The organism is Pseudomonas sp. IT-P12, from assembly GCF_949767465.1.
Lineage (GTDB): Bacteria > Pseudomonadota > Gammaproteobacteria > Pseudomonadales > Pseudomonadaceae > Aquipseudomonas.
Genome location: NZ_CATKPY010000023.1, coordinates 453119 through 479171, shown reverse-complemented (window position 1 = coordinate 479171; position 26053 = coordinate 453119). Strand labels below are relative to the sequence as shown.

Here is a 26053-nt window from a genome sequence, read left to right as displayed (position 1 = left end):
TGGAAACTGCTGTGCTGTAGCAACGGGTATCCATATGGAGATCACTCTTCTGTGGGAGCGAGCCTGCTCGCGATGGGCCCGCCTGAACAACACAAAAAAAGGGGGGTCGTCACCGGCCCCCATTCACTTCAAAACGCAAAACACGAACAGCCCAACGCCCCCCAGAAACCCTGGTAGTCGTTGACCGGCACACTCGAATGCCGGGCCCGTTCGTGGCTGTGCGCATGCACCCCGCAAGGCCCGACGCACTGGTGCACCGCAGCCGCCAGCGAGGGTGCTCCCGCGCGCCAGTGCCCTGGCACCTTGGCCACCGGCGACCACTCGGGCAGCACCGGCACCTGGGCCGGACCGAGCTTGTCGAATTCGCCGGCACCGTACACCACCTTGCCATCGACGACGGTCAACACCGACTCGATGCTCTTGATTGCTTCTTCGTCGACACTGAAGTAGTCCAGCGACAAGGCCGCCAGGTCCGCCAACTGGCCGACCTTGATCTGCCCCTTTTTACCCTGCTCGCTGGAGAACCAGGCGCTGCCGTGGGTAAACAGTTGCAATGCGGTGTCGCGGCTCAGGCCTTCCGGGTACAGCGCCATGCCGCCAACGGTCTTGCCACTGACCAGCCAGTACAGCGACGTCCACGGGTTGTAGCTGGAAACACGGGTGGCGTCGGTGCCGGCGCCCACCGGGATGCCCTCGGCGAGCATGCGCTGGATGGGCGGCGTCTTCTCGGCCGCCTTGGCGCCGTAGCGATCGACAAAGTACTCACCCTGGAACGCCATGCGGTCCTGGATCGCGATCCCGCCGCCCAGCGCGCGCACCCGCTCGATGTTCTTCGAACTGATGGTTTCGGCGTGATCGAAGAACCACGGCAGGCCATTGAACGGAATGTCGCGGTTGACCTTCTCGAACACGTCGAGCATGCGCGAGATCGATTCATCGTAGGTGGCGTGCAGACGGAACGGCCAGCGCTGCTCGACCAGGTGGCGCACCACCGGCTCCAGTTCCTGTTCCATGGTTTGCGGCAGGTCGGGACGCGGCTCCAGGAAGTCTTCGAAGTCCGCTGCGGAGAACACCAGCATTTCGCCCGCGCCGTTGTGGCGCAGGAAGTCGCTGCCGTCGCCGGGCTTGACCTTGGAGGTCCAGTTCTTGAAGTCGGCGAGCTCTTCCTTGGGCTTCTGGGTGAACAGGTTGTAGGCGATGCGGACGCTCAACTGACCCCGGTCGGCCAGCTCCTGGATGACCTGATAGTCGTCCGGGTAATTCTGGTAACCACCACCGGCATCGATGGCGCTGGTCAGGCCGAGGCGGTTGAGTTCGCGCATGAATTGGCGGGTCGAGTTGACCTGGTACTCCAGTGGCAGCTTCGGTCCCTTGGCCAGGGTGGCGTAGAGGATCATTGCATTGGGACGCGCGATCAACAGGCCGGTCGGTTCGCCGAACTTGTTGCGCTGGATCTCGCCACCGGGCGGGTTAGGCGTGTCCTTGGTGTAGCCCACGGCCTTGAGCGCAGCGCGATTGAGCAGGGCGCGATCGTACAGGTGCAGCAGGAACACCGGGGTATCGGGCGCCGCCTGGTTGATCTCCTCCAGGGTCGGCATGCGTTTTTCGGCGAACTGGAATTCGTTCCAGCCGCCCACCACGCGCACCCACTGCGGCGTCGGTGTGCGGGCGGCCTGATCCTTGAGCAGGCGCAAGGCGTCGGCGACCGAGGGCACGCCTTCCCAACGCAGCTCCAGGTTGTAGTTGAGGCCGCCTCGAATCAGGTGCAGGTGGGAGTCGTTCAACCCCGGGATGACCGTACGGCCCTTGAGGTCGATGATGTGCGTGGCCGAGCTTTTGTGAGCCATGGCCTCGCCATCCGTCCCCACGGCAATGAAGCGGCCGTCCTTGATGGCGACCGCTGTCGCCAGTGGATTCTCACGGTCGACCGTGTGCAGTTTGCCGTTGAACAGGATCAGGTCGGCGGTCATTGAGCCTCCCTGGCTGGATGCGTAGGCGGAACCTGAAAATGGCAAGGCGGACCAGAGCGCACCGGCAGCACCGAGAATAGTGCTGTTGGCCAGGAACTGGCGGCGGCTCTTGTCGTTGGAGTCTTGAGTCATGATGGTCTCCATCTGGATGCGGCAGCGGTGGGCACGACTGCGTAGCATGCCGGGCAATGCCCGGCAGGAATTGGATGGATGTGCGGTGAACAAGCGTGCCGCCCCGGACAACGATAGTCGGTGTCCGGGGCGGCAGCGGATTACTTGGCGGTGTTGAAGGCGTTGTAGCTGGTCATCAGGTTGCGGTAGTCCGGGATGTGGTTAGAGCACAGCGCAGCCAGACCTTCGATATCGTTGCGCCAGTCGCGGTGCAGCTCGCAGGCCACGCCGAACCAGGTCATCAGTTGTGCACCGGCCTGGCTCATGCGGTCATGGGCAGCGTCACGGGTCATCTGGTTGAAGGTACCGGAGGCGTCGGTGACCACGAACACGTCGAACTCTTCTTCCAGTGCCGCCAGGGCCGGGAACGCTACGCAGACTTCGGTCACGACACCGGCGATGATCAGCTGTTTCTTGCCGGTGGCTTTCACAGCCTTGACGAAGTCTTCGTTGTCCCAGGCGTTGATCTGGCCAGGGCGGGCGATGTAAGGGGCATCCGGGAACAGCGCTTTCAATTCAGGAACCAGCGGACCGTTGGGGCCTTGCTCGAAGCTGGTGGTGAGGATGGTCGGCAGGTTGAAGAACTTGGCCAGGTCAGCCAGGGCCAGAACGTTGTTCTTGAACGCGTCCGGCTCGATGTCGCGGACCAGGGACAGCAGGCCAGCCTGGTGATCGACCAGCAGCACGGCAGCGTCGTCTTTGTTCAGGCGGTTGTATTTGAATTGAGTCATGGCTGTTGCTCCTAAGGGTTTTGATTTTCAGTAGTGGGTGTGTTTCGCGTTGATGGGAGAAGATTAAAACCATCACGTTTTACCCGCTAGATAGTGAAAATCGGCCTTAGCGTTCTATTTTGTGAACGATAGAAGGGCGAGCCTGTTTACGCCACAAATCAGTGCTCCCTGCTTGCGGCGCGCCCCATAACGATGCAAAACCTTCGATACATAGAAACAATCCTACGCCTCCGACAGCTATTTCCTACACCTCTCACGATTGGCAAGGCCCTTGCTCTAACCTCGGTACTGTCTATTGCCGGAAGCTTTGCGATGCTGGTGATTCATCGAAGAATCGATCCTCAACCCGTCTGGGCCGCCGAGCTGCTCCTGACCTTCGAAGCGCGGAGCAAAAGCCGCCTGCGCTGTTTCAGTGCCGAGGGTGAAGACGTCGGGTTGTTTCTGGAACGCGGCCAGCCGCCGCTGTACGACGGCGAGTGCCTTGAAGCGCAGGACGGTCGCATCGTCCGCGTCTGCGCCCGTCCCGAGCAGTTGCTGCACGTCACCTGTGCCAATGCGTTCGAGCTGACCCGCGCGGCCTATCATCTGGGCAATCGCCACGTGGCCCTGCAAGTGGGCGATGGCTGGCTGCGTCTGCTCGATGACTACGTGCTCAAGGCGATGCTTGAACAACTGGGCGCCCGGGTCGAGCCGGTCGAAGCCCCGTTCCAGCCCGAACACGGCGCCTACGGTGGCGGTCATCACCACTCACGGCATGGCGACGAGGATTTCAACTACCCGCCGAAACTGCACCAATTCGGCGTGCGCTCATGAACCCGGCCTGGGCGCTGCTGCGCCTGGCCAGTCCGCAATTGCCGATTGGCGGCTACAGCTATTCCCAGGGCCTGGAAATGGCCGTGGACAACGGCCGGGTGCACGACACCGCCAGCGCGCGACGCTGGATCAGCGATCAACTGTTGCTGAACCTGGCCCGTTTCGAAGCGCCCCTGCTGCTGGCCCATTGCGTGGCCGCCGCTGAAGAGGACTGGGACCGATTGCAGCAGCGCTGCGAAGAACATCGCGCCAGCCGGGAAACCCGCGAGCTGCATCAGGAGAGCCGGCAAATGGGTTATTCGTTGCAGCAACTGCTCAACGGCCTGCCGGAACTGGACGCGCCGGCCTGCGCCTTTCTCGAGCGCCAACCCGAACCGCACCTCGCCCTGGGCTGGGCGCTGGCCGCACGCGCCTGGCACATCAGCGCGCAGGACGCCTTGGCCGCCTGGCTCTGGAGCTGGCTGGAAAACCAGTTGGCGGTACTGATGAAAACCCTGCCGCTGGGCCAACAAGCCGCACAGCGCCTGACCAGCGAACTGTTGCCGTTGCTGCAGCAAGCCCAGCAGGACGCCAGCCGCCTCAACCCCGAACACCTCGGCAGTGCCGCTTTCGGTCTGTCCCTGTCCTGCATGGCCCATGAGCGCCAGTACAGCCGCCTGTTCCGTTCCTAGGGCCTGTCATTTTGGAGAATCACATGAACACACAACCTCTGCGCGTCGGCATCGGCGGCCCGGTCGGTTCCGGCAAGACCGCGTTGACCCTGGCCCTGTGCCTGGCGCTGCGTGATCGCTACAACCTGGCGGTCGTGACCAACGACATCTATACCCGCGAAGACGCCGACTTCCTGGTGCGCAATCAGGCCCTCGCGCCGGAGCGGATCATCGGCGTGGAAACCGGCGGCTGCCCGCACACGGCGATCCGCGAGGACGCCTCGATCAACCTCGAAGCCGTCGACCAGTTGAACCGGCGCTTCCCGGGGCTGGACCTGATTCTGGTGGAGTCCGGAGGCGACAACCTGTCCGCGACGTTCAGCCCGGAGTTGTCCGACCTGACGATCTACGTGATCGACGTCTCGGCCGGCGACAAGCTGCCGCGCAAGGGCGGGCCGGGCATCTGCAAATCCGACCTGCTGGTGATCAACAAGGTCGACCTCGCGCCGTTGGTGGGGGCGTCGCTGGAGATGATGGACAGCGACACCCAGCGCATGCGCAACGGCAAGCCGTTTGTCTTCAGCAACCAGAAAACCGGCGTGGGGCTTGAAGACATCATCGCCTTCATCGAACGCCAGGGCCTGCTGAACGCCGCCTGATCACCTTCACCGATCTCAACAAGGAAGCTTACCCATGACACTCAAACGCATTCTCGGCGCCCTGGTCCTGCTGCTGGCCCCGGCCATCGCCTTCGCCCACCCCGGCCACGGCGACAACGGTTTGATCGCCGGCATCAGCCATCCGATTGGCGGCCTCGACCACTTGCTGGCGATGCTGGCGGTCGGGCTGTGGGCGGCACAGCAGCAAGGCGCCGCACGCTGGGCCCTGCCGTGCACGTTTGTCGGCACCCTGCTGCTCGGCGGCCTGCTGGGTTTTGAAGGCCTGCAACTGCCGGCGCTGGAAGGCGGGATCGCGGCCTCGGTGCTGGCGCTCGGTTTGGCCGTGGCGTTGGCGGTCCGCCCGCCGTTGAGTCTGGCGGTGGTCGCGACGGCGTTGTTTGCGCTGTTCCACGGTGTGGCGCATGGCCTGGAACTGCCGGACATGACCAGTCCATGGGCGTACGCCGCAGGTTTTGTCGCCGCTACAGCGGCGCTGCATGCCGCGGGGTACGGCGTGGTCCGCGTGTTGCCGCAAGCGGCGGCGCCGCTGGTGCGGGTTGCGGGGGCGGTGTCGGCGGTAACGGGTGGGTGGTTGCTGGCGAGTTGATCCTTCGCTGCTGCTGATGGCCTCATCGCTGGCAAGCCAGCTCCCACAGGGTTTGCGGTGAACCTGTGGGAGCTGGCTTGCCAGCGATAGCGGCCTGACAGACACCAAAGGATTTTCGGCTGAACCTGTGGGAGCTGGCTTGCCAGCGATGGCGGCCTGACAGACACCACATCCCTAAGGCCTGCTAACATGTCGCGCAATCAACCCTGCCGTGACGACGCCAGCCAATGCCGCCTGTTTCCCGCTCCGCTTCCCAGCCTGAACTGACCGCCCTGTTTGCCACGGTGCAAGCGCATTTCCAGAACGTGATCGTGCCCCTCTGGCTCGGGCCTGGCTGGAACGCCGACATGGCGCTGCCCTACGAGGCACTGGACGCCGCGCACCAGCCATTGCCAACGCAACGCTACCGGGCCATGGCCTGCGCGCGCCAGCTGTACCTGTTTTCCAGCCTGATCGGCCAGGTGCCCAGCGCCCAGGCGCGGGCCAGCGCCCTGTTCCGCTCATTGCAGCAACACTTCCATGACGCCGAACACGGCGGCTGGTTCTACAGCATCGATCCACAAGGCGCGCCCCTGGATCAGCGCAAGGACCTCTACACCCACGCCTTCATCATCTTTGCCTGCGCCCATTACTGGGACAAGGTCCGCGAACCGCTGGTGGAGTCGGTGCTCAATGCTGCTCTGCAAGTGGTTGCCCAACGTTTCGCCACGGGCGACGGCCTGTACGAAGCCAGCCTGGAACGCGACTGGTCGTCGCTGGACAGCGGCCCCCTGCAAAACCCGTTGATGCACCTGGCAGAAGCCTTTCTCGCCACCCTGTCGGTGCGCGAAGACCCCGCCGTACAGACCGCACTCATCGAGCTGTGCAGCGCCATGCAACAACGCTTTATCGACCTCGAACACGGGGTGCTGATGGAGAAACCGCTGGGGGCTGTGGATAACTGGTTCGAACCGGGGCACCAGTTCGAATGGTATTTCCTGCTGCAATCTTCGCCGCTGTTGCGCGACACGGTGCTGCACGCGTCCCTGAAGCGCGCCTTTACCTTTACCGAGCGATTGGGCGTCGACCAACAGACCGGAGCGGTCAAGGCAACGCTGGTTCTGCAGGCGGACGGCCAGCCCCGCGACGCGACACAGCGCATCTGGGCCCAGGCGGAATACCTGCGCGCGCTGACGCTGCGACCGGACAGCGAAGCCCACGTACTGCGGCAATTGCAGACCCTGCAACGGCGCTTTCTGCACGCGGGCGGCTGGCACGAATGTCGCGCGGTCAACGGTGAGGTCAGCCGTCGCGACATGCCGTCGACCACGCCCTACCACCTGGCGACCTGCTATCGCGGACTGCTCGATTATCTGCAGTGACGGGTAGGCTCGCTCTCACAGGGCATGCACAGTCCCAGTGGGAGCGAGCCTGCTCGCGAATGGCCCTTACGCGGCCTTACGCCTCGCCACGCGTGCGATCAATCGCAAAACCCGCCCAGGTCTGGCTCACCGGCATCAACTCCAGGCTGTTAATGTTGATGTGGGCCGGGGCGTTGAGCACCCAGAAAATCGTGTCGGCAATGTCCTGCGGCTGGATCGGTTCGGCACCGGCGTAGGTCGCGTTGTAACGCTCCTGGTCCCCGGCAAAACGTACCAGCGAGAACTCGCTCTCGCACAGGCCAGGCTCGATGTTGCTGACGCGCACGCCCGTGCCTTGCAGGTCGCAGCGCAGGTTCAGCGAGAACTGCTGGACGAAGGCCTTGGTCCCGCCGTAGACATGGCTGCCCGGGTACGGGTAGTTACCGGCGACCGAGCCCAGGTTGACGATACCCGCACCGCGACCATGGGCAATCAGGCGCGGCAGCAGCAGGCGAGTGCTGTACATCAGGCCCTTGATGTTGGTGTCGACCATGGTGTCCCAATCATCGAGGTTGCACTTCGGTGCCGGGTCCACCCCCAATGCCAGGCCGGCGTTATTGATCAGCCCGCGCAGCTTGGCAAAGGATGGCGGCAGGCTGGCAATCGCCGCCTCCATGGCCTTGCGATCACGCACGTCGAGCACCAGGCCATGGACCTCAGTCTGCTTCGACAATTCGGCGCACAGGGCATTCAGGCGCTCTTCACGACGGCCGGTCAGCACCAGTTTCCAACCCGCCTCGGCGAATCGACGGGCACAGGCTTCACCAAAACCGGACGTCGCGCCGGTAATAAACAGGGTGTTGGACATCGTGTTCTCCTTGCTTGGGCTGACTGACAGCCCTGGAATGGAAATTCAGCTGGCAGCATGCCCGCCTTGACTCGCACCGGCAACCGGGTTCGCTGTACAAAAAACAACCACATCGCTGGGCGCCTTATCCGCCGTGGCCTGTAGCCATGTACCCGCACGTTATCCACAGGCGGCTCCACAGTTTCCGGGGGCAAGTGAATACGCTGCACGCCGCTGTGCACAAGGCCTGGCGGGCAGAATGCAAAGTTTTTTGCTTGACCCTGGATCGCTCACTGTGCACCCCATGCCCCATTGCCGAAGCGGACCGCCCCATCACCGATGGCGCCAAGCCAGTAACGACGGCCCTCGGCTGAGTCTTTCCAGAGTTTAACCACAGAGTTATCCACAGGCTGAGCCCGGCCGTTTCACCTCGCTGGCGGGCCCAATAAAAAGGTTGACATTACCAGCATTCGGACGGGCAAAAGCAGCTGATCAAAAAACAACCGCATCGCTGCAAGCCACGTTTTCAAAGGCTTTCAGCCAGCTACTCCCACGTTATTCACAGCCGGCTCCACAGCAAACGGGGACAAGTCAAAAGCGTGCCGAAACAACTATTTACAGCGGCTTTATGTCGCGCTTTCGGAGCTTGGAAAATTTGTTTTCCACAATGGGCCAATGTCCTGTGGGCGCGGGTTTGCTCCCACAGGAATCGAGGGTGGACCCGCGATAAAAAAGCCCCGACGATCACTCGCCGGGGCTGTGGGTATCAGCGAGGCTCAATGCCCGCCGAGGTAGGCGTTGCGCACATCCTCGTTGACCAGCAGCTCCTTGCCGGTGCCGCTCATGCGGATCTCGCCGTTGACCATCACATAGGCCCGGTCAGACAGCCGCAGCGCGTGGTTGGCGTTCTGCTCGACCAGGAAGATGGTCATGCCGGTCTTGGCCAGTTCCCGCAGGGTCGCGAAGATCTGCTTCACCACGATGGGTGCCAGGCCCAGGCTCGGCTCATCGAGCAACAGCAGCTTCGGGCGGCTCATGAGTGCGCGGGCGATGGCGAGCATTTGCTGCTCGCCACCGGACATGGTCATGGCCCGCTGAGTCCGCCGCTCCTTGAGGCGCGGAAACAGCTCGAACATGCGCTGCATGTCCTCGGTGGCATACTTGTCACCGATCGGGATGGTGCCCATCAGCAGGTTTTCTTCGACTGTCATGTCGGGGAACACCCGCCGGCCTTCCGGCGACTGGGCGATACCGTTGGACGCGATGTAGTGCGACGACTTGTGGGTGATGTCCACGCCCTGGTAGAGGATCTGCCCGTCCGCCGCCCGTGGCTGGCCGAAGATCGACATCAGCAGGGTCGACTTGCCGGCCCCGTTGGAGCCGATCAGGCTGACGGTTTCACCTTCGTCGATGTGCAACGAGACTTTTTTCAGCGCCTGGATCGGGCCGTAGAACACGTCCAGGTTCTTCAGTTCGAGGATGGGAGCCTTGGTCATACGAGCTCCTCTTCATCGGCGCCCAGGTAGGCGGCAATCACTTTCGGATCGTTGCGAATGTCATCGGGGCCGCCCTCGGCGATCACGACGCCGTGGTCCAGCACCACGATGTGGTCGGAAATGCTCATCACCATGCCCATATCGTGTTCAATCAGCACCACGGTCAGATCGTGCTCGTCGCGCAGCAGCCGGATCATCGCGCTCAGCGCTTCGGTTTCCTGAGGGTTGAGGCCGGCGGCCGGTTCGTCCAGGCAGATGATCTGCGGCCGTGTGCACATGGCACGGGCAATTTCCAGACGGCGTTGCTGACCATAGGACAGCTCACCGGCCAGACGGTTGGCGCAGTCCACCAGGTCCACCACCTCCAGCCAGTAGAAGGCGTGGTCCAGCGCATCGCTTTCGGCCTTGCGGTAGCCCTTGGTGTTGAGGATGCCGGCGAGCATATTGCGGTTGACCCACATGTGCTGGGCCACCAGCAGGTTTTCCAGCACCGACATTTCCTTGAACAGGCGAATGTTCTGGAAAGTTCGCGCCAGCCCGGCACGGTTCACCAGGTGGGTGCCGCCGAACATCTTGTAGTACAGGCGGCTGATGAAGGATTTCGGCGAAACGAAATCCACCGGTTTGAAAGATTCACCCAGCAACTGGATGACGTTGGTGTTTTCGCCGCGAACGTTGAGTTCGATCTTGCCGCCCGAAGCCTTGTAGAAACCGGTCAGGCAGTTGAACACCGTGGTCTTGCCGGCACCGTTGGGGCCGATCAGGGCGAAGATCGAGTTGCGGTGCACCTTCAGGCTGACATCGTTCAGGGCCTTGATGCCACCGAAGTGCATCATCAGTTTTTCTACGTTGAGTACGACGTCCTTCATGGCGCCACTCCTTTACGCGGGGTCACACCGGTGCGGCTGATCCTGATCAGCCCACGCGGTCGCCAGATCATCATCACCACCATCAGGACGCCAAACAGCAGCACACGGTATTCGGCAAAGCCGCGCAGCAGTTCCGGGGCCACGGTGAGCACGAATGCGGCGATGACGACGCCGATGGTCGAGCCCATGCCGCCCAGTACCACGATGGCGAGGATCAGCGCCGATTCGAAGAAAGTGAACGAGGTCGGGTTGACGAACCCTTGGTACGTGGCGAAGAACACCCCGGCCAGACCGGCAGTGGAGGCACCGATGGTGAACGCCGAAAGCTTGACCAGCACATGGTTCAGGCCCATGGAGCGGCAGGCGATCTCGTCTTCACGCAGGGCTTCCCAGGCGCGGCCGACCGGCATCTTGACCAGCCGATGCTTGATGTACAGCACGGCCAGTACCACCAGGAACAGCACCGCGTAGATGAAGTAGTACTTCACGTCCGGGTTGTAGGCGATGCCGAAAAACTCGTGGAATGGCACCCCGCCATCCTTGGCCCGCTTGCCGAACTCGAGACCGAAGAAGGTCGGCAGCGGCGCCGGCATGCCGTTCGGGCCACCGGTGAGCGATAGCCAGTTGTTGAGCACCAGCCGGATGATTTCGCCGAAGCCCAGGGTCACGATCGCCAGGTAGTCACCGTGCAGACGCAATACCGGGAAACCCAGAATACAACCGGCCATGGCCGCAGCGATGGCCGCGAGCGGCAGCACCGTCCAGAAGCCCAGTCCCAGGTACTGGTAACCGAGCGCCAGGCCATAGGCGCCAATGGCGTAGAACGCCACGTAACCCAGGTCGAGCAGGCCGGCGAGGCCGACCACGATGTTCAGGCCCAGGCCCAGCAGCACGTAGATCAGCCCGAGAATGACCACACCCAGCAGATAGGAGTTGGAGAAAAACGGAAAGACCACGGCGATCACGATCATCAGCGGGATGATCCAGCGCAGGCGCGATTTGTAATCCGGTGGCAGTACGTGCACGCCTGAACCGGAGCTCTCGAATCCCTCGAGGATCTTCAGGCCCCGGGGGGTCTGCAGAAAGGTGCTGAGGGCGAAGCGCCCGAGCATGACGATGCCAATGAGCCACGCCAGGCGCGTGGTCTCCATGTTGAAGCCGTAGCCGTCCAGAACGACGCCGACAATCGGTCCGAAGACGATCAGGGCGATGAGGCCGGAAAGAATCGCATCAACCAGGCTTTTTTTCAGATCTATGGTTTTTTTGGTGGTTGAAGACATCGCTTACACCTTCGACACAAGAGGACGGCCGAGCAGGCCTTGAGGCCGAAAGACCAGAACGAGAACCAGCAACGAGAAGCTGAAGACGTCTTTGTAGTCCGAGTTGACCAACCCCGAGAACATCGACTCGGAAATGCCCAGGATAATCCCGCCCAGCATGGCGCCCGGCAGCGAACCGATGCCGCCCAGCACTGCAGCGGTGAAGGCCTTGATCCCGATGATGAAACCGGCATAGAAGTCGAAAGTGCCGTAGTTCATGGTGATCAGCACACCCGCCAGCGCCGCCATGGCTGCACCGATGATGAACACGTAGGAAATCACCCGGTCGGTGTTGATCCCCAGGATCGAGGCCATCTTGCGGTCCTGCTGGGTCGCACGGCACATGCGGCCGAGCTTGGTGTACTTGATGATGTAGGTGAGTACGCCCATGCCGACGAAAGCCGCCACCAGAATGAAGATCTTGGTGTAGGTGAGCTGGACGAAGCCGCTGCCCACATCGATGCGCATGGCACCGGTGAGCAAGGTCGGAACACCCTGCTGGCGCGCGCCCTGGGCAATCTGTGCGTAGTTTTGCAGGATCAGCGAGATCCCGATGGCACTGATCAGCGGAGCCAGTCGGGTGGAGTTGCGCAGGGGTTTGTAGGCGATCCGTTCGATCACCCAGCCATACACGCCGGTGACGACAATGGTGAACACCAGTGTGCCGAGCATCAGCAGAGGGAAGGATTCAATACCGAAGTAAGCCAGCAGTGCCAGACTGATTGCCGCGAGGTAAGCGGAAATCATGTAAACCTCGCCGTGGGCGAAGTTGATCATGCCAATGATGCCATAGACCATTGTGTAGCCGATGGCGATCAGGCCATAGACCGACCCGAGGGTCAGGCCGTTGACCAGTTGCTGCAGGAAAATACCATCCATAACGCAATCTCACGCATTTGAGAGACTGCACAGAAGCCGCCTGCGACGGACCGGGGTTCAGCCGCCGGCGCAATTCGGTTGTGTGCAGCTCTACGAGAAAAGACCAGTACTGCACGGACATGGCTGTTGAAAGCCCGGCGCACCAGGCGCCGGGCGGTTCAGCAGGTCATATCACTTCTGCTTGTCCAGCTGATGGTATTTGCCGTTCGCGTCCCACTCGTAAACCACGTAGTCGGAGACTTTCAGGTCACCTTTGCTGTCCCAGGCCTTTTCACCCATGACGGTCTTGACCGGGTTGGCCTTCAGCCAGGCGGCGGCTTTCTCGCCATCGTTGGATTTGGCGCCGTTGAAGGCAGCCGCCAGGGTCTGAACCGACGCGTAGGCATACAGGGTGTAGCCTTCAGGCTCGGTGCCGGCCTTGCGGAAGGCGTCTACCACGGCCTTGCTGTCTGGCAGCAGGCGCGGGTCGGCGCCGAAGGTCATCAGCACGCCATTGGTGTATTGCGGGCCGCCAGCGGTGGTCACCAGCTCGTCGGTCACGATGCCGTCGTCGGACATGAATTTCACGTCCTTGAGGCCTTGCTCACGCAGTTGACGGACCAGTGGACCCGCCTCCGGGTGCAGGCCGCCGAAATAGACCACGTCGGCCTTGGCCGCACGGATCTTGGTGACCACGGCACTGAAGTCTTTCTCGCCACGGGTCAGGCCTTCGTACAGCACCGGCTTCACGCCGCGTTTTTCCAGCTGGGCCTTGGTGGCGTCCGCCAGGCCTTGGCCGTAGGTGTCCTTGTCGTGCAGCACGACAACGTTCTTGCCCTTGAGCATGTCGACGATGTAGTCACCGGCCACGATGCCCTGCTGGTCGTCACGCCCGCACATGCGGAACATGGCGCTCAGGCCGCGCTCGGTGACCTGCGGGTTGGTGGAACCGGGAGTGATGGCGATGATGCCCGCTTCGTCGTAGATCTCGGAGGCCGGGATGGTCGACGAGGAACAGAAGTGGCCGACCACGCCTGCCACTTTCTGGTTGGTCAGGTCCTTGGCGACCGTCACAGCCTGCTTCGGTTCGCAGGCGTCATCGCCCTTGACCAGTACGATTTTTTCCCCGTTCACGCCGCCTGCTGCGTTGACCGCATCGGCCGCTGCCTGTGCACCCTTCATGTATTGTTCGCCAAATGCCGCGTTGGCGCCCGTCATTGGACCCGCTACGCCGATCTTGATGTCGGCCTGAGCAAACGCAGAAACACCCAATGCAGTAGCCACTGCGAGGGCCAGAAAGCCTTTCTTGTAAAACGTCTGGGACATGAGGTGGTGCTCCAAGGTTTTTTTTGATTTGGCACTGCGACTTCACTGAATGCTCAGAGCAAGGGCCGTGCCATCGGTTTTTTATTCTGAAAAAAGTCGCTGCTTTATTGTTTTTACGACCGTTTCGTTCCCATTTTCATTGGGCGTGCAACCGTCTAAACCGCGGAAGGTGAAACCGTTTATTTCTATAGGCGCAACCCGCCCGCGCCATCATTGCAACCGCGACCCCAAACGGCGTGCAACCCGCCTGTAACAATGCACGTAACCGAAGTGCACACTGCTGGTGCGGGGACTGCTACAACCCGCACCATTACAGGCTAGTCGCTACACCGAAAAGCGCCGGGAATTTCAGCATTCAGATCACGATGCGCAGGCACTGGCCCGCGTGATACAGCGAAAAGCCGGCCTCATACAGACAGCTGCGCAAACCCACCGCGGCCACCGGCTGCATGGGCGCGAAAGGAATCGGCAACGCCTGAGGATTTCCGTTACACAAGTAGTCGGCGAAGGCCTTGCCGACCACCGTGCCCGTGGTCACACCGCGCCCGTTGTAACCGGTGACGGCCACCAGCCCAGGCGCCGGCTCGAACAGGCGCATCAGGTGATCGGGAGTAAAGGCGATGCGACCGGTCCAGGTGCATTCCCACTCCACCGGTTTGAGGTAGGGGAAGTAGTGCTGCTGGACCCGATCGGCCCAGGCCTTGAGGAACCAGGTCGGTTTCTGATTGCCATTGCCCAGGCTGCCCAGCAACAACCGGCCGTCCTTGTCCCGACGAATGCTGCTGAGCACCTGACGGGTGTCCCAGGAGCCCTGGCCACCCGGCAGAATGCGCTGGGCGGCCTCGTCAGTGAGCGGCACGGAGGCCACCTGATAGTAATAACCGGGGAAAAAATTGCGCCGCAACTGCGTCCAGTCGCCTTCGGTGTAGGCGTTGGACGCGATGACCACCTGCTCGGCAAGCACCGAACCCTGCGCCGTCTGCACCGACCAGCGTTGGCCCTGACGTTCCAGGTGCGTGACGGGTGAATGATCGAACAACTGACCGCCAAGGCCCACGGCCGCCTTGGCCAGACCGGTGGTGTAGGCCATCGGATTGATCGTGCCAGCACGCCGGTCAAGCAGCGCGGCGGCGATCTTTTTCGTCCCAGTGGCTTGCTCGCACGCCTGGCCGGTCAACAGTTCGACCGGGGCGCCGCGACGTTTCCACTGTTGCTCCCGACTGCGCAGATCCGCTTCGCCACGGGCGTTGTGCGCCATGTGCAGCGTACCTTCACGGCGTAACTGGCAATCGATGTTGTATTTGTCCACCAGGCTGAACACCAGCGCGGGTGCCGCGCCCAGCATGCGATTGAGCTGACTGCCGACCGCTTCGCCAAAACCGGCTTCGATCTCGTCCGGAGGAATCCACATGCCGGCGTTCACCAGCCCGACATTGCGCCCCGAACCACCATGGCCTGCCCGATGAGCTTCCAGCACACAGACCGTCTTGCCTTGCTCCAGCAGATGCACCGCCGCCGACAGGCCGGTGAAGCCGGCACCGATGACGCACACATCAACCGTTACCTCGCCCTTGAGCGCCGCCTGGTCAGGCCTTTGCGGCGTCAGTTTTTCCCACAGGCATTCTTCGCGTAAAGGCATTGCCAGACTCCAACAGAAACCCAACAAAAACATAGATCAAATGTGGGAGCGGGCTTGCTCGCGATGGCGGTAATTCAGTCGCCATTTATGGTGACTGACCCTACCTCATCGCGGGCAAGCCCGCTCCCACAGGGTTATCCGCTCGACCAGGGATCAGTCGAACGTGATGCCCTGCGCCAACGGCAATTCCAGCGAGTAGTTCACGGTGTTGGTCTGACGGCGCATGTAGGCGCGCCAGGCGTCGGAGCCGGATTCGCGACCACCGCCGGTTTCTTTCTCGCCACCAAACGCACCGCCGATTTCCGCGCCGCTCGGGCCGATGTTGACGTTGGCGATGCCGCAGTCGCTGCCCACCGCCGACATGAATTTCTCGGCTTCACGCACGTCGGTGGTGAAGATGCACGAGGACAGGCCTTGTGGCACGGCGTTGTTCAGGTGCAGGGCTTCGTCGAAGTCGTTGTAGCCGATCACGTACAGGATTGGCGCGAAGGTCTCGTGGCGGACCACATCGCTCTGTTCCGGCATTTCAACGATCGCCGGCGAAACGTAGTAAGCGTTCGGGTACTGGTCTTCGAGCTGGCGCTTGCCGCCGAAAACGCGGCCGCCTTCGCTCAACGCCTGTTCCAGCGCGTCCTGCATGTTGTCGAAGCTGTGCTTGTCGATCAGCGGACCGATCAGGTTGCCTTCCAGTGGATTGCCGATGCGCACTTTGGCATAGGCGGCTTTCAGACGGGTGACGATTTCTTCCTTCACCGATTCGTGGGCGATCAGGCGACGCAGGGTGGTGCAACGCTGGCCGGCAGTGCCGACGGCGCTGAACAGAATCGCGCGAACGGCCATGTCCAGGTCGGCGCTCGGGCCGAGGATCATGGCGTTGTTGCCGCCCAGTTCCAGGATGCTGCGGGCAAAGCGTGCGGCGATCTTCGGCGCCACTTCACGCCCCATGCGGGTGCTGCCGGTGGCGCTGACCAGCGCCACGCGTGGATCGTCGACCAGGGCTTCGCCGGCGTCGCGGCCACCGATGATGACCTGGCTGAGGTGTGGCGGAGCGTCGCTGAAGTTCTTCAGCACGCGCTCGAACAGTGCCTGGCAGGCCAGGGCGGTCAGCGGGGTTTTCTCCGACGGCTTCCAGATCACCGGGTTGCCGCAGACCAGCGCCAGCGTGGTGTTCCAGGCCCAGACCGCCACCGGGAAGTTGAATGCGCTGATTACGCCGACGACGCCCAGCGGGTGCCAGGTTTCGCGCATGTGGTGGCCAGGACGCTCGGAAGCGATGGTCAGACCGTACAACTGGCGGGACAGGCCGACGGCGAAATCGCAGATGTCGATCATTTCCTGAACTTCGCCCAGGCCTTCCTGAGTGATCTTGCCGGCTTCCCACGACACCAGCTCGCCCAGGTCGGCCTTGTACTCGCGCAGGACCTCGCCAAATTGCCGCACCAGCTCGCCACGGCGTGGGGCCGGAACCTTGCGCCACAGTTCGAACGCATGATCTGCACGACTGATGTGCTGCTCGACCTCAGCGGCGCCCTCCCAGTTCACGGCGCCGATCCGGCTGCCATCGATCGGCGAATGCACCGGCACTTTGCCGTTCTGGTACAGGGCCGGGTTTACACCAAGACGATCAAGCAATGCGGCAACCATGGGTCACTCCTCAAGCAAAAAACAGGAAACGTGCAGCCGGAATTTCTCGACTGATCAGGCCTGTAGTTTTAGCTCGCCGAAGGTTACCCAACAAACGACCTTTAAGAGAGATATCATTCCGTTTATTCATGCTGCGAATTGCTGGTCAGAAAGAATCCGGAAACAGGACACGCCATGCTGAATAAACGCTACCTGCCGTCGATCACCGCCCTCCAGTGTTTCGAGGCTGTGACCCGGCATTTGAGCTTCACACGGGCCGCCGAAGAGCTGAACCTGACCCAGAGCGCGGTCAGCAAACAGGTCGCGCAACTGGAAGAGTTGTTGCAACACCTGCTGTTCCGCCGGGTACGCCGGCGTCTGCAAATGACCCCGGCCGGTGATCTGTACCTGGTAGAGGTCCGAAAAATCCTCACCCAGGTCGAAATGTCGACGCATTACCTGCGTTCCTACGGCGGCGAAACCGAGGTCCTGCGCGTCTCGACTCCACCGACCTTCGGCGCTCGCTGGCTGGTGCCCCGCCTGAAAGGCTGGCGCCTGCGGCACCCGTCGATCCACCTGGACCTGTGCAGCGAACAGGAAGCCGATGACCTGCTGCAAGGCCGCAGCGACCTGGCGTTCTATTTCGGCCAGGGCTCACGGCCGCGCAGCGAATGCCTGAAACTGTTCGGCGAAGAGCTGGTGCCCGTGTGCTCGCCGGCCAGTCTGCCGGCCAAACCCTTCACCGACCCCACCCAGCTCACGGAACTGGTCCTGCTGCAAAACGCCTCCCGGCCCCAGGCGTGGCACGACTGGTTCGACAGCCAGGGCTACCACACCGAACACAGCTACCACGGCCCGCGCTTCGAAACCTTCTACATGTGCATCCGCGCCGCCCAGGTCGGCTGCGGCGTGGCACTGTTGCCACGGTTCCTGGTGGAAGAGGAATTGGCCGACGGCAAACTGGTCATTCCCTGGCAGCATGCGATGCCCAGTTCCGACGCCTATTACCTGGCGTACCCGGAGCATTCGGCGGAAGTGCCCAAGGTGCGGGATTTCGTGCAGTGGATGCTGGAGCAGATCGATAGCCCCATAACTTGAGGCTTGCTCAATCCCTGTGGGAGCGGGCTTGCTCGCGAAAGCGATATGTCATCCAACATTGATGTCCACTGACATACCGCTTTCGCGAGCAAGCCCGCTCCCACAAGGATCGCAGCCACCTGAGAAAATGCTGGTAATTCCCAGCACCGATATGCGCCACTGTCGCTATTCAAAGTGGAGAACCCCGTTATGAGCGAGAGCGTATTTGCCGATCGCATCGTGCAGAACCTGCTCGACACCGACTTCTACAAACTGACGATGATGCAGGCGGTGCTGCACAACTACCCGAACGTGGAAGTCGAATGGGAGTTTCGTTGCCGCAACAGTGAAGACCTGCGCCCTTACCTGGCGGAAATCCGCTTCCAGATCGAACGCCTGGCCGAGTTGAGCCTGAGTGCCGACCAGTTGGGGTTCATGGAACGCATCAGTTTCATGAAGCCGGATTTCCTGCGCTTTCTCGGGCTGTTCCGCTTCAACCTGCGCTACGTCCACACCGGGATCGAAAACGACGAGCTGTTTATCCGGCTGCGCGGCCCGTGGTTGCACGTGATTCTGTTTGAAGTGCCGCTGCTGTCCATCGTCAGCGAAGTGCGCAACCGCTATCGCTACCGCGATGTCGTGCTGGAACAGGCCCGCGAGCAGCTTTATCGCAAGTTTGACTGGCTGGAGGCCAACGCCGGCAGCGATGAACTGTCCGAGCTGCAGGTCGCCGACTTCGGCACCCGCCGGCGCTTTTCATACCGGGTGCAGGAAGAAGTGGTGAACGTGCTCAAGCACGATTTCCCCGGGCGGTTCGTCGGCACCAGCAACGTGCATCTGTCCCGGGAACTGGACATGAAGCCACTGGGCACCATGGCTCACGAATGGATCATGGCGCACCAGCAACTCGGCCCACGACTGATCGACAGCCAGAGCGCCGCCCTCGATTGCTGGGTTCGCGAGTACCGCGGCCTGCTGGGCATCGCCCTGACCGATTGCATCACCATGGATGCCTTCCTCAACGACTTCGACCTGTACTTCGCCAAACTCTTCGACGGTCTGCGCCATGACTCCGGGGACCCGGTGATCTGGGCGGAGAAGGCGATCGCCCACTATCAAAAGCTCGGCATCGACCCGATGAGCAAGACCCTGACGTTCTCCGACAGCCTGACACTGCCCAAGTCGCTCGAAATATTTCGTGCCCTGCGCGGTCGGATCAATGTCAGCTTCGGCATCGGCACCCACCTGACGTGCGATATCCCGGGTGTTGAACCGATGAGCATCGTGCTTAAAATGGCCGCCTGCAATGGCCAACCGGTGGCGAAGATCTCCGACGAGCCCGGCAAGACCCACTGCAAAGACCCGAATTTCGTCGCCTATTTGCGACACGTGTTCAAAGTCCCTGCCGCCCTTTCCAGCACACCAAGCAAGGAGTGAATTCATGCAAGCCGTACAGCGTGAGATTGCTGAGCAGCTCAAGGTTCAACCGCCATTTGCCGACCAGGCCGCCCTTGAGGCGGAGGTCGCCCGGCGCATCGGTTTCATTCAGGATTGCCTGGTCAACTCCGGGCTCAAGACCCTGGTGCTCGGCATCAGCGGCGGTGTCGATTCCCTGACCGCCGGCCTGCTGGCCCAGCGCGCCATGCGTGAACTGCGCGCCAGCACCGGGGATGAGCGCTACCGGTTCATCGCCGTGCGCCTGCCGTACGAAACCCAGTTCGATGAGCACGACGCCCAGGCATCGGTGGATTTCATCGCCCCGGACGAGCGTCACACCGTGAACATCGGCCCGGCTGTCAAATCCCTGGCCAGTGAAGTGGCAGCCTTCGAAGGCAAGGCGGCGGTCTCGGTGGATTTCGTCCTGGGCAATACCAAGGCGCGGATGCGCATGGTCGCCCAATACACCATCGCCGGCGCGGCCCACGGCCTGGTGATCGGCACCGACCACGCCGCCGAGGCCGTCATGGGGTTCTTCACCAAGTTCGGTGACGGCGCCTGCGACCTCGCACCGTTGAGCGGCCTGGTGAAAAACCAGGTCCGGGCCATCGCCCGTCGCTTCGGCGCGCCGGAGTCGCTGGTGGAAAAAATCCCCACGGCGGACCTTGAAGACCTGGCGCCGGGCAAGCCGGACGAGGCCTCCCACGGCGTGACCTACGCCGAGATCGATGCGTTCCTGCATGGTGAGCCGGTGCGTGAAGAGGCGTTCAGGATCATCTGCGACACCTACCGCAAGACCCATCACAAGCGCGTGATGCCGTTCGCGCCGTGATTGTTGGCGCCTGAGCTGACGCCATCGCGAGCAGGCTCGCTCCCACAGGGGCCTGTGTTGCTCACTTATTGATGAAGTAAGGTCAGGCAAAACCGAGAACGATGTAAGGCGTTTCTGAAAGCAATGGATACCCATTGAGGCGGCGCAGGCGGCGATGCACATTCGGGCACCGCCCCTCGCCGGAACGCCCCCATGAGATCTCGATTATTTGCCATTCGCAAAGCAGCCCTTGTGTTGCTGATAATCGTCAGCCAGCAGCAGGCCTTCGCCCAACCACAGTCAGCCGGATCGCAAGACAGGCTACTGCCGGACTTTTTTTCATTGAAGGGCGCGACGAGCTGCGCCTGGCAAGCGGAGGAAACTCCGGAGGCGTCGCAAATGCTGCATTGCAGACCCTCGGGCGCACGGAGCGACGGCACGCAACCGGTCGACACCCGTCAGAAGCATTTTCTGGATGAGGAAGAGCAGCGATTGAGAACCCGTTCGATCGGGTTCTCAATCGACCTGCAAGACCCCCTTTCAATAGAGGCCTTGAACTAGACGCCCAGCGGCCCGGGCGTCGATTACTTCAGGGTCACCGTGCCTTTCATCATCGAGATGTGGCCCGGGAACGAGCAGAAGAAGCCGTATTTCTCGGCCGCGTCCAGTTTCGATACGTCGAAGGTCACCGAGTCGGTTTCCTTGGCGCCGATGAGCTTGGTGTGGGCGATGATGCGGGTGTCGCCGTCTTTCAGGTAGTTCTTGTCAATCCCGGCGGCCAGGCCATCGGTGGCGATCGGCTGCATGTCCGCTTCCTTGCTCAGCACCCAGTTATGGCCCATCACGTTTTTCGGCAGGCTGCCGGAGTGGGTCAGCTCAACGGTGAAGGTCTTGCAGCTTTTGTCGATCTCAATGGCCTTGGTGCTGAAGGACATTTGGTCAGTGGAGTCGATGGTGGTCTTGCACTCGGCAGCCATCAATTGGCTGCTGGCCAGCGTCAACAGGGATACCGCAACAAGTTTGGCAAACATGGTGAATCTCCAAGGCATGGTTAACGACATTTCGAATGGACAGAAGACTGCCTGAAAATCCGGCAAGTTCCTATGACCTGGGTCATAAACTGTATACAACTTTAGCGCTATGACCCCCATCGAAACAATCTACCAGTCAGACGTCCGAGGCAGTCCTATCATTAGGCCATTACCCTTCATCAGGAATGCCTGTCATGTTCATCAACAGCTTTTTGTGCAGCTTGCTCGCCGCCTATGCCTGCGGCGCCAGTGGTACCTGTGAAACGTCCCGGCGCGACGTTTAGACCTTGGAGCGTCGCGTCGCTGCCTTTACCCTGTGGTCACCCTGATCCTGGAGCAAGGCATGTCATTAGCATCCGTTTGTGTATTTTGTGGTGCCAGCACCGGCTCCCATCCGGCCTATCGTGAGGCCGCCGTGGCCCTCGGGCGCGCCTTGGCGCAGCGCCAGTTGACCCTGGTGTACGGCGGTGGCGCCGTGGGCCTGATGGGCATCGTGGCCGACGCCGCACTGGCGGCCGGCGGTGAAGTGATCGGAATCATTCCCCAAAGCCTGAAAGACAAGGAAATCGGCCACAGCGGCCTGACTCGCCTGGAAGTGGTCGATGGCATGCACGCGCGCAAGGCCCGGATGGCCGAGCTCAGCGACGCGTTCATCGCCCTGCCCGGCGGCCTGGGCACCCTGGAAGAACTGTTCGAAGTCTGGACCTGGGGCCAGCTCGGTTACCACGGCAAACCTCTGGGGTTGCTGGAAGTGAATGGTTTCTACAGCAAATTGACCGGTTTCCTTGATCACATCGTCGGCGAAGGCTTCGTTCGCGGAGCACACCGTGACATGCTGCAAGTCAGCGAATCGCCGCAAACGCTGCTCGACGCCCTGAACGCCTGGCAGCCGACAGTGACGCCAAAGTGGACCGAGCAAACGCCCGACTAACCCTTCGGTGCCGATACCGGGCAGAATATGCGCCGTTCACCTCACCTTCGACCCCAAAGGATCGCCCATGGCCAAACCTAATTATTCCTTCGCCAAACGTCAGAGAGACCTGGCCAAGGAGCAGAAGAAAGAGGAAAAACTTCAGCGCAAGAAAGCGATGGCTGAAGAAGAAGCCGCCGCACTGAACCCGGAAACAGACGGTGACGCGGCTGCAGAAAGTGAAGTTGATACCCAAAAGGCCCCGGCGCCCGACGCCTGAGCCTGCAGCAGCTCTGAACGTTGCAGGAGCGAGCACGTTCGCAAAGTATGTGAAGGCGTCCGGGCATCTGATTCCCCGCGTCATCTTCACGTCCATCGCGAGCAAGCTCGCTCCCACGCAGGGGGAAAGGGCTGCTGTCAGTCCAATGGCATCACGGTGACGCGAACCTCCGGGTCGTGATTGCCGCCCCCCAGAATCACCCCTCGCAACGGCGACACATCGGAAAAGTCCCGGCCCCAGGCCAGGGTGATGTGTTCCAGCGCCGGCTGCACATTGTTGGTCGGGTCGAAATCCACCCACCCCAGCACCGGGCAATACACCGAAACCCAGGCATGCGAGGCATCGGCGCCGATCAGGCGCGGCTGCCCCGGCGGTGGCTGGGTCAACAGGTAGCCGCTGACGTACCTCGCCGCCAGCCCCCGTGAGCGTACGCACGCGAGCATCAGGTGGGCGAAGTCCTGGCACACCCCGCGCCGGCGCTCCAGCACTTCCACCAGGGGCGTCGCCACCTGGGTGGCTTCGGCATCGAAGGTGAACTCGCCGAAAATCTTCTCCATCAGCGCCTGGACACCCAGCAACAGCGGTCGACCAGCCGGGAAACAGCTTTGCGAGAAGTCGACGAAATTGCGTTTTAGGTGCACATAGGGCGACTGGAATCGATATCGACACGCATCCAGTCGCTCTGCAGTCAGTGGCTGGCCGCTATAGGTCAGCGCATCGCGGGTGTCCTCCCAGGCCGGGGACCGGGTGAAATCCAGCACAGGCCTGGCCAGCACCTCAACGGTGAGCCGGGCATTGACCTGCAATTCATCATGGGGCCGCTCGAACGCCAGGCGCGCGAGCGGATTGCCGAACACGTCCAGCTCGTCCCGGCGCGAAGTCGGCTCGGGGCTGATCTGCAGTTGCTGCTCGGTGCAGCGCTGCCACGCACACGGTCGCGGCCACAGATGCGCCAACTGCTGGGCGAGGGACACCGGGCTGTCATAGTGATAATGAGTGTCGTGGAAAATCTGGTAACGGGCGCTCATCAGACGGACACCGTGCGTTGGCTCACATCGTCGACGTGGGCGAAGTGGCGCAGCGCCAGGCGATCCGACACCAGTCCGCTGGCGTCTGCGATCTCTTGCAACAGGTCAGCCAGACCGTCGACTGCGGCCCGCACACTGGTTTCGCCGAACAGCGGATTCTCCAGGCAACCCAGGTCGAAACGCGCCAGGCGTTCCACCAACAGCGGCAGGACCGCTTCGCGCGGCGCGGCGAAATCGTCGTTCAGGCGTTTGAGGCTGCGGGTCACCAGCTTCAGCTGGAACAGCACCGCGTGCGGGTTCTGTTCGTCGAGCAGCAACAGGTCGAGTACCGGGATCAATTGCGCCACCGCCAGGTAGCGCGAGCGGTAGGTGATGCTGCTGTTTCCCAACTCCAGCAACCACTCAAGCCCTGCCTGATCGAACCCCCCACTGCCGCGCAGGAACGCCGCCAGACTGGCGCTGAGAAACTGCAGGCGCTCGATGCGCCTTCCGATCATCAAAAATCGCCAGCCTTCGTCGCGCGTCATGTCGTCGAGGGCGAAACCGGACAACGCCGCCAACGACATCACCAGGCGGTTGAGAAAATCCAGCAACTCGCCGAAGTCCGGCTCTGCGGTTTCCAGCTCCATCGCTTCACGCTGCAACTCCACCAGCGCCTGCCAGTTTTCCCGGGAAAGCTTGCCACGCACCTGCGACGCCGCCCACTGCAGACGCTGCAGATTGGCGCGCAGGCTGAATGGCCAGTCATCGCCGAGCAACGCCGCCAGCAACCGCTCCGGCAAGGTGCCTTCATCGGGCAGCAGCATCAATCGCTCGCCCAGATCGACCGCCGCCAGCAGAGCTTGCGGGTCATCACCGTCGACGTAGCGCGCCAGCATGATCCGCAACAGCCGGGCGCTGTCATCGCAGCGCTCGCAGTAACGACCGAACCAGAAAAGGTTCTCCACGACCCGCGACGGCAAATACGGATCGCGTCGCACCAGGTCGTGCACGCCGATGCTGCGCTGGGCTTTCCACTGCTCGCCGCTGGGCGGCCGGTCGCCCAGCACCCAGGTGTCCTTGCTCGCGCCGCCGCGTTGCATCGAGACCACTTCGGCATCCGCTTCGGCGGCTACGCGGGTCAAGCCACCGGGCAGTACCCGATAACCGTTACCGCTGGCCACCGCATAAACGCGCATGCCGATGGCCCGGGGCTGCAACTGGCCATTCTCGGCCTGCCACACCGGCGCCTGGGACAATTGCGCCAGCTCTTGCGCCACGTAGGCGTAAGGTCGCGCCTGCATGCGTTCGGCGAGCGCCCGGCGCTGCTCTTCGCTCAAATCGCGTCCCAGCACCGGGGCGAAGCTCTGGGAAGGAAACGCCGGCCTTATCAGCAATTGCGGCAGTTTTTCCAGCGCCTGGGCCAACACCGGCGCTTCGCCGCACCACCAGGTGGCGATGGAGGGCAGGACCAGTTCTTCGCCAAACAGGAACTGATTGATTCGGGGCAGAAAGCCCAGCAGCCCCGGCGACTCCAGCACACCGCTGCCCAGCGCGTTGGCCACCAGCACACGGCCCTGCCGCACGGCTTCGAGCAGGCCCGGCACGCCAAGGGCCGAATCGGTGCGCAGCTCCAGCGGGTCACAGAAGTCGTCGTCGAGCCGGCGCATGATGGCGTGAACCCGGCGCAGGCCGCTCAGGGTTTTCAGGTAGACGGTGGCATCGCGCACCGTGAGGTCGCCACCCTCCACCAGGGGGTAACCCAGCTGCCGCGCCAGATACAGGTGCTCGAAATAGCTTTCGTTGAAACGCCCCGGCGTCAGCAACACCACCAAGGGTGCCTCGTCGCTGCTGGGCGCCTGACGGGCCAGGGTTTCCTGAAGCGTGCGAAAGAATCCGGCCAGGTGCTGCACCTTCAGATCGCGGTACAGCTCCGGGAAGGCCCGGGACACGATCGTGCGATTTTCCAGGGCGTATCCGGCACCGGACGGCGCCTGGGTGCGATCCGCCGTCACCCACCAGCGACCGTCCGGCGTTCGCGCCAGGTCCACGGCGTACAGGTGCAAAAAGGCCCCGTCCGGTGGCGTGATGCCCTGACAGGGCCAGAGGAAATTGTTATGGCCGAAGACCAGTTCGGCAGGCAGCAGGCCCTCGGCGATCAAACGTTGCGGGCCGTACAGGTCGGCCAGCACGGCGTTCAACAGACGCGCCCGCTGGGCAATGCCCGCCGACAATTGTTCCCACTCGTCGGCAGCGATCACATGCGGCAACAGGTCCAGCTCCCAGGGCCGATCCGCTCCCTTGGGGTCGGCGTAGACGTTGTAGGTCACGCCGTTTTCCTGGATCTGTCGTGTCAGCAAGGCCTGGCGCTGCACCAGCTGCGCGGGCGTGCTGCGTTGCAACTGATCGAGCAGTCGACGCCAGTGCGCACGGACGCCGCCGCTCGCGTCGAGCAGTTCGTGGTAGGAACCCGCCGTGAGCGGGTAGCGGTCTAGCAGGTCAGGCATGGAAAGCTCGGCAGACAGCGGGGAACGGTCAGACTAACGCAGGCGTGTGACGCCCGGATAGACGAAAAATCCGAG

The 26053-nt window shown here is 62.2% G+C and carries 24 protein-coding genes; 11 read left to right on the top strand and 13 right to left on the bottom strand.

The genetic code is table 11. The features are described from left to right. Positions 1-128 precede the first annotated feature (128 nt). On the bottom strand, positions 129-1970 hold the full coding sequence (locus tag ACM6IM_RS20345) for an amidohydrolase (RefSeq protein ID WP_414866193.1): 1842 nt from the start codon (positions 1968-1970) through the stop codon (positions 129-131). Between the two features lie 272 nt (positions 1971-2242). Next, a complete protein-coding gene (gene ycaC, locus ACM6IM_RS20340) occupies positions 2243-2872 on the bottom strand; it encodes an isochorismate family cysteine hydrolase YcaC (RefSeq protein WP_192307744.1) in 630 nt (209 codons plus the stop codon). 312 nt (positions 2873-3184) lie between these two features. On the opposite strand from ycaC, the gene ureE reads away from it, so the two are divergent. The 5 genes from ureE (at position 3185) to ACM6IM_RS20315 (ending at position 6962) form a co-directional block, all read left to right on the top strand. Beyond that, positions 3185-3685: an urease accessory protein UreE gene (ureE, locus tag ACM6IM_RS20335; RefSeq protein WP_192307743.1), complete on the top strand. Its 501-nt coding sequence runs from the start codon at positions 3185-3187 to the stop codon at positions 3683-3685. Then, entirely contained in the window at positions 3682-4356 is a 675-nt protein-coding gene (locus ACM6IM_RS20330; protein ID WP_414866129.1) for an urease accessory protein UreF, read from the top strand. The genes ureE and ACM6IM_RS20330 overlap by 4 nt, the downstream gene beginning before the upstream one ends. Before the next feature lie 23 nt (positions 4357-4379). Then, positions 4380-4994 carry an urease accessory protein UreG gene (gene ureG, locus ACM6IM_RS20325; protein ID WP_414866128.1) on the top strand — a complete coding sequence of 205 codons (615 nt, stop codon included), beginning with the start codon at positions 4380-4382 and terminating at the stop codon, positions 4992-4994. Positions 4995-5028: 34 nt separating this feature from the next. After that, positions 5029-5601: a HupE/UreJ family protein gene (locus ACM6IM_RS20320; RefSeq protein WP_414866127.1), complete on the top strand. Its 573-nt coding sequence runs from the start codon at positions 5029-5031 to the stop codon at positions 5599-5601. A 227-nt stretch (positions 5602-5828) separates the two neighbouring features. Next, positions 5829-6962, top strand: coding sequence for an AGE family epimerase/isomerase (locus ACM6IM_RS20315; RefSeq protein ID WP_414866126.1), 1134 nt, complete (start codon positions 5829-5831; stop codon positions 6960-6962). A 76-nt stretch (positions 6963-7038) separates the two neighbouring features. On the opposite strand, the gene ACM6IM_RS20310 is transcribed toward ACM6IM_RS20315, so the two are convergent. From ACM6IM_RS20310 to ACM6IM_RS20275, 8 genes are all read right to left on the bottom strand, one after another. Beyond that, positions 7039-7809: an SDR family oxidoreductase gene (locus ACM6IM_RS20310; RefSeq protein ID WP_192307738.1), complete on the bottom strand. Its 771-nt coding sequence runs from the start codon at positions 7807-7809 to the stop codon at positions 7039-7041. Between the two features lie 755 nt (positions 7810-8564). After that, complete coding sequence (locus tag ACM6IM_RS20305; protein ID WP_192307737.1) at positions 8565-9284, bottom strand: ABC transporter ATP-binding protein; 720 nt, start codon at positions 9282-9284, stop codon at positions 8565-8567. After that, on the bottom strand, positions 9281-10153 hold the full coding sequence (locus tag ACM6IM_RS20300) for an ABC transporter ATP-binding protein (RefSeq protein WP_414866125.1): 873 nt from the start codon (positions 10151-10153) through the stop codon (positions 9281-9283). Before ACM6IM_RS20300 ends, ACM6IM_RS20305 begins: the two co-directional genes overlap by 4 nt. Next, positions 10150-11433 carry a high-affinity branched-chain amino acid ABC transporter permease LivM gene (gene livM, locus ACM6IM_RS20295; RefSeq protein ID WP_201193636.1) on the bottom strand — a complete coding sequence of 428 codons (1284 nt, stop codon included), beginning with the start codon at positions 11431-11433 and terminating at the stop codon, positions 10150-10152. Before livM ends, ACM6IM_RS20300 begins: the two co-directional genes overlap by 4 nt. Before the next feature lie 3 nt (positions 11434-11436). Continuing rightward, positions 11437-12351, bottom strand: coding sequence for an ABC transporter permease subunit (locus ACM6IM_RS20290; protein WP_201193640.1), 915 nt, complete (start codon positions 12349-12351; stop codon positions 11437-11439). Between the two features lie 171 nt (positions 12352-12522). Next, a complete protein-coding gene (locus tag ACM6IM_RS20285) occupies positions 12523-13656 on the bottom strand; it encodes an ABC transporter substrate-binding protein (RefSeq protein WP_201193642.1) in 1134 nt (377 codons plus the stop codon). A gap of 355 nt (positions 13657-14011) precedes the next feature. Beyond that, complete coding sequence (locus ACM6IM_RS20280) at positions 14012-15295, bottom strand: NAD(P)/FAD-dependent oxidoreductase (protein ID WP_414866124.1); 1284 nt, start codon at positions 15293-15295, stop codon at positions 14012-14014. Positions 15296-15448: 153 nt separating this feature from the next. Next, positions 15449-16939 carry an aldehyde dehydrogenase family protein gene (locus ACM6IM_RS20275; protein ID WP_192307731.1) on the bottom strand — a complete coding sequence of 497 codons (1491 nt, stop codon included), beginning with the start codon at positions 16937-16939 and terminating at the stop codon, positions 15449-15451. Between the two features lie 174 nt (positions 16940-17113). On the opposite strand from ACM6IM_RS20275, the gene ACM6IM_RS20270 reads away from it, so the two are divergent. From ACM6IM_RS20270 to ACM6IM_RS20255, 4 genes are all read left to right on the top strand, one after another. Further along, positions 17114-18016 (top strand): LysR family transcriptional regulator, encoded by a 903-nt coding sequence (locus tag ACM6IM_RS20270; RefSeq protein ID WP_201193649.1) that lies wholly within the window; start codon positions 17114-17116, stop codon positions 18014-18016. Positions 18017-18205: 189 nt separating this feature from the next. Then, positions 18206-19432 (top strand): nicotinate phosphoribosyltransferase, encoded by a 1227-nt coding sequence (gene pncB, locus ACM6IM_RS20265; protein WP_192307729.1) that lies wholly within the window; start codon positions 18206-18208, stop codon positions 19430-19432. Between the two features lie 4 nt (positions 19433-19436). Then, the gene (nadE, locus tag ACM6IM_RS20260; RefSeq protein ID WP_414866123.1) at positions 19437-20264 is read left to right on the top strand and encodes an ammonia-dependent NAD(+) synthetase; all 828 of its coding nucleotides are present in this window, start codon (positions 19437-19439) and stop codon (positions 20262-20264) included. A gap of 192 nt (positions 20265-20456) precedes the next feature. Then, positions 20457-20804 (top strand): hypothetical protein, encoded by a 348-nt coding sequence (locus ACM6IM_RS20255; protein WP_414866122.1) that lies wholly within the window; start codon positions 20457-20459, stop codon positions 20802-20804. Between the two features lie 23 nt (positions 20805-20827). On the opposite strand, the gene azu is transcribed toward ACM6IM_RS20255, so the two are convergent. Then, entirely contained in the window at positions 20828-21274 is a 447-nt protein-coding gene (azu, locus tag ACM6IM_RS20250; RefSeq protein ID WP_414866121.1) for an azurin, read from the bottom strand. Positions 21275-21617: 343 nt separating this feature from the next. Between azu and ACM6IM_RS20245 the strand changes: the two genes are divergently transcribed. Together ACM6IM_RS20245 and ACM6IM_RS20240 are read left to right on the top strand one after the other, a co-directional pair. Further along, positions 21618-22205, top strand: coding sequence for a TIGR00730 family Rossman fold protein (locus ACM6IM_RS20245; RefSeq protein WP_201193655.1), 588 nt, complete (start codon positions 21618-21620; stop codon positions 22203-22205). 67 nt (positions 22206-22272) lie between these two features. Further along, the gene (locus ACM6IM_RS20240) at positions 22273-22464 is read left to right on the top strand and encodes a hypothetical protein (protein ID WP_201193657.1); all 192 of its coding nucleotides are present in this window, start codon (positions 22273-22275) and stop codon (positions 22462-22464) included. 137 nt (positions 22465-22601) lie between these two features. Here ACM6IM_RS20240 and ACM6IM_RS20235 read toward each other — a convergent pair whose 3' ends face one another. Next, complete coding sequence (locus ACM6IM_RS20235) at positions 22602-23492, bottom strand: transglutaminase family protein (RefSeq protein WP_192307723.1); 891 nt, start codon at positions 23490-23492, stop codon at positions 22602-22604. Then, positions 23492-25978: a circularly permuted type 2 ATP-grasp protein gene (locus ACM6IM_RS20230; protein ID WP_414866120.1), complete on the bottom strand. Its 2487-nt coding sequence runs from the start codon at positions 25976-25978 to the stop codon at positions 23492-23494. The genes ACM6IM_RS20235 and ACM6IM_RS20230 overlap by 1 nt, the downstream gene beginning before the upstream one ends. Positions 25979-26053: the final 75 nt, after the last annotated feature.

Excerpts from the sequence above, each read along its gene's own strand:
- ACM6IM_RS20345 (WP_414866193.1), bottom strand. The coding sequence starts at position 1,970 with ATGACCGCCGACCTGATCCTGTTCAACGGCAAACTGCACACGGTCGAC.
- ycaC (WP_192307744.1), bottom strand. The coding sequence starts at position 2,872 with ATGACTCAATTCAAATACAACCGCCTGAACAAAGACGACGCTGCCGTG.
- ureE (WP_192307743.1), top strand. The coding sequence starts at position 3,185 with ATGCTGGTGATTCATCGAAGAATCGATCCTCAACCCGTCTGGGCCGCC.
- ACM6IM_RS20330 (WP_414866129.1), top strand. The coding sequence starts at position 3,682 with ATGAACCCGGCCTGGGCGCTGCTGCGCCTGGCCAGTCCGCAATTGCCG.
- ureG (WP_414866128.1), top strand. The coding sequence starts at position 4,380 with ATGAACACACAACCTCTGCGCGTCGGCATCGGCGGCCCGGTCGGTTCC.
- ACM6IM_RS20320 (WP_414866127.1), top strand. The coding sequence starts at position 5,029 with ATGACACTCAAACGCATTCTCGGCGCCCTGGTCCTGCTGCTGGCCCCG.
- ACM6IM_RS20315 (WP_414866126.1), top strand. The coding sequence starts at position 5,829 with ATGCCGCCTGTTTCCCGCTCCGCTTCCCAGCCTGAACTGACCGCCCTG.
- ACM6IM_RS20310 (WP_192307738.1), bottom strand. The coding sequence starts at position 7,809 with ATGTCCAACACCCTGTTTATTACCGGCGCGACGTCCGGTTTTGGTGAA.
- ACM6IM_RS20305 (WP_192307737.1), bottom strand. The coding sequence starts at position 9,284 with ATGACCAAGGCTCCCATCCTCGAACTGAAGAACCTGGACGTGTTCTAC.
- ACM6IM_RS20300 (WP_414866125.1), bottom strand. The coding sequence starts at position 10,153 with ATGAAGGACGTCGTACTCAACGTAGAAAAACTGATGATGCACTTCGGT.
- livM (WP_201193636.1), bottom strand. The coding sequence starts at position 11,433 with ATGTCTTCAACCACCAAAAAAACCATAGATCTGAAAAAAAGCCTGGTT.
- ACM6IM_RS20290 (WP_201193640.1), bottom strand. The coding sequence starts at position 12,351 with ATGGATGGTATTTTCCTGCAGCAACTGGTCAACGGCCTGACCCTCGGG.
- ACM6IM_RS20285 (WP_201193642.1), bottom strand. The coding sequence starts at position 13,656 with ATGTCCCAGACGTTTTACAAGAAAGGCTTTCTGGCCCTCGCAGTGGCT.
- ACM6IM_RS20280 (WP_414866124.1), bottom strand. The coding sequence starts at position 15,295 with ATGCCTTTACGCGAAGAATGCCTGTGGGAAAAACTGACGCCGCAAAGG.
- ACM6IM_RS20275 (WP_192307731.1), bottom strand. The coding sequence starts at position 16,939 with ATGGTTGCCGCATTGCTTGATCGTCTTGGTGTAAACCCGGCCCTGTAC.
- ACM6IM_RS20270 (WP_201193649.1), top strand. The coding sequence starts at position 17,114 with ATGCTGAATAAACGCTACCTGCCGTCGATCACCGCCCTCCAGTGTTTC.
- pncB (WP_192307729.1), top strand. The coding sequence starts at position 18,206 with ATGAGCGAGAGCGTATTTGCCGATCGCATCGTGCAGAACCTGCTCGAC.
- nadE (WP_414866123.1), top strand. The coding sequence starts at position 19,437 with ATGCAAGCCGTACAGCGTGAGATTGCTGAGCAGCTCAAGGTTCAACCG.
- ACM6IM_RS20255 (WP_414866122.1), top strand. The coding sequence starts at position 20,457 with ATGAGATCTCGATTATTTGCCATTCGCAAAGCAGCCCTTGTGTTGCTG.
- azu (WP_414866121.1), bottom strand. The coding sequence starts at position 21,274 with ATGTTTGCCAAACTTGTTGCGGTATCCCTGTTGACGCTGGCCAGCAGC.
- ACM6IM_RS20245 (WP_201193655.1), top strand. The coding sequence starts at position 21,618 with ATGTCATTAGCATCCGTTTGTGTATTTTGTGGTGCCAGCACCGGCTCC.
- ACM6IM_RS20240 (WP_201193657.1), top strand. The coding sequence starts at position 22,273 with ATGGCCAAACCTAATTATTCCTTCGCCAAACGTCAGAGAGACCTGGCC.
- ACM6IM_RS20235 (WP_192307723.1), bottom strand. The coding sequence starts at position 23,492 with ATGAGCGCCCGTTACCAGATTTTCCACGACACTCATTATCACTATGAC.
- ACM6IM_RS20230 (WP_414866120.1), bottom strand. The coding sequence starts at position 25,978 with ATGCCTGACCTGCTAGACCGCTACCCGCTCACGGCGGGTTCCTACCAC.